Here is a 1,640-nt window from a genome sequence, read left to right as displayed (position 1 = left end):
TGGTAACACGACAGAATTCATTGAGCAGATGTCTTGGTTTCGGCTAAGCATCACAAACGATTTTTTAATTGAAGAGTTTGATCATGGCTCAGATTGAACGCTGGCGGCAGGCTTAACACATGCAAGTCGAGCGGTAACAGAGAGTAGCTTGCTACTTTGCTGACGAGCGGCGGACGGGTGAGTAATGCTTGGGAATATGCCATATGGTGGGGGACAACAGTTGGAAACGACTGCTAATACCGCATAACGTCTACGGACCAAAGAGGGGGATTCTTCGGAACCTCTTGCCATTTGATTAGCCCAAGTGAGATTAGCTAGTTGGTGAGGTAATGGCTCACCAAGGCGACGATCTCTAGCTGGTTTGAGAGGATGATCAGCCACACTGGGACTGAGACACGGCCCAGACTCCTACGGGAGGCAGCAGTGGGGAATATTGCACAATGGGCGAAAGCCTGATGCAGCCATGCCGCGTGTGTGAAGAAGGCCTTCGGGTTGTAAAGCACTTTCAGTTGTGAGGAAAGGTGGGTAGTTAATAGCTGCTCGCTGTGACGTTAGCAACAGAAGAAGCACCGGCTAACTCCGTGCCAGCAGCCGCGGTAATACGGAGGGTGCGAGCGTTAATCGGAATTACTGGGCGTAAAGCGTGCGTAGGCGGTTTGTTAAGCAAGATGTGAAAGCCCAGGGCTCAACCTTGGAACTGCATTTTGAACTGGCAAACTAGAGTACTGTAGAGGGTGGTGGAATTTCCAGTGTAGCGGTGAAATGCGTAGAGATTGGAAGGAACATCAGTGGCGAAGGCGGCCACCTGGACAGATACTGACGCTGAGGCACGAAAGCGTGGGGAGCAAACAGGATTAGATACCCTGGTAGTCCACGCCGTAAACGATGTCAACTAGCTGTCTGTGGACTTGATCCGTGGGTAGCGGAGCTAACGCATTAAGTTGACCGCCTGGGGAGTACGGCCGCAAGGTTAAAACTCAAATGAATTGACGGGGGCCCGCACAAGCGGTGGAGCATGTGGTTTAATTCGATGCAACGCGAAGAACCTTACCATCCCTTGACATCCACAGAAGAGACTAGAGATAGACTTGTGCCTTCGGGAACTGTGAGACAGGTGCTGCATGGCTGTCGTCAGCTCGTGTTGTGAAATGTTGGGTTAAGTCCCGCAACGAGCGCAACCCCTATCCTTATTTGCCAGCGCGTTATGGCGGGAACTCTAAGGAGACTGCCGGTGATAAACCGGAGGAAGGTGGGGACGACGTCAAGTCATCATGGCCCTTACGGGATGGGCTACACACGTGCTACAATGGCAAGTACAGAGGGCAGCAATACCGCGAGGTGGAGCGAATCCCACAAAGCTTGTCGTAGTCCGGATTGGAGTCTGCAACTCGACTCCATGAAGTCGGAATCGCTAGTAATCGTAGATCAGAATGCTACGGTGAATACGTTCCCGGGCCTTGTACACACCGCCCGTCACACCATGGGAGTGGGATGCAAAAGAAGTGGCTAGTTTAACCTTCGGGAGGACGGTCACCACTTTGTGTTTCATGACTGGGGTGAAGTCGTAACAAGGTAACCCTAGGGGAACCTGGGGTTGGATCACCTCCTTATCTTGAAGTAAAAACAGTTTAATGGAAACT

1 rRNA gene is annotated in these 1,640 nt (G+C 51.7%); it reads left to right on the top strand.

Annotated features, from left to right (window positions below):
* The first annotated feature begins 65 nt into the window (after window positions 1-65).
* Window positions 66-1,610: ribosomal RNA gene (locus H4J69_RS19550) — 16S ribosomal RNA — on the top strand.
* Window positions 1,611-1,640: the final 30 nt, after the last annotated feature.

This window comes from Colwellia sp. BRX10-9 (assembly GCF_014077405.1).
Lineage (GTDB): Bacteria > Pseudomonadota > Gammaproteobacteria > Enterobacterales > Alteromonadaceae > Colwellia_A.
The sequence above is the reverse complement of the archived record's forward strand: the minus strand, read 5'-3'. Positions and strand labels throughout refer to the sequence as shown.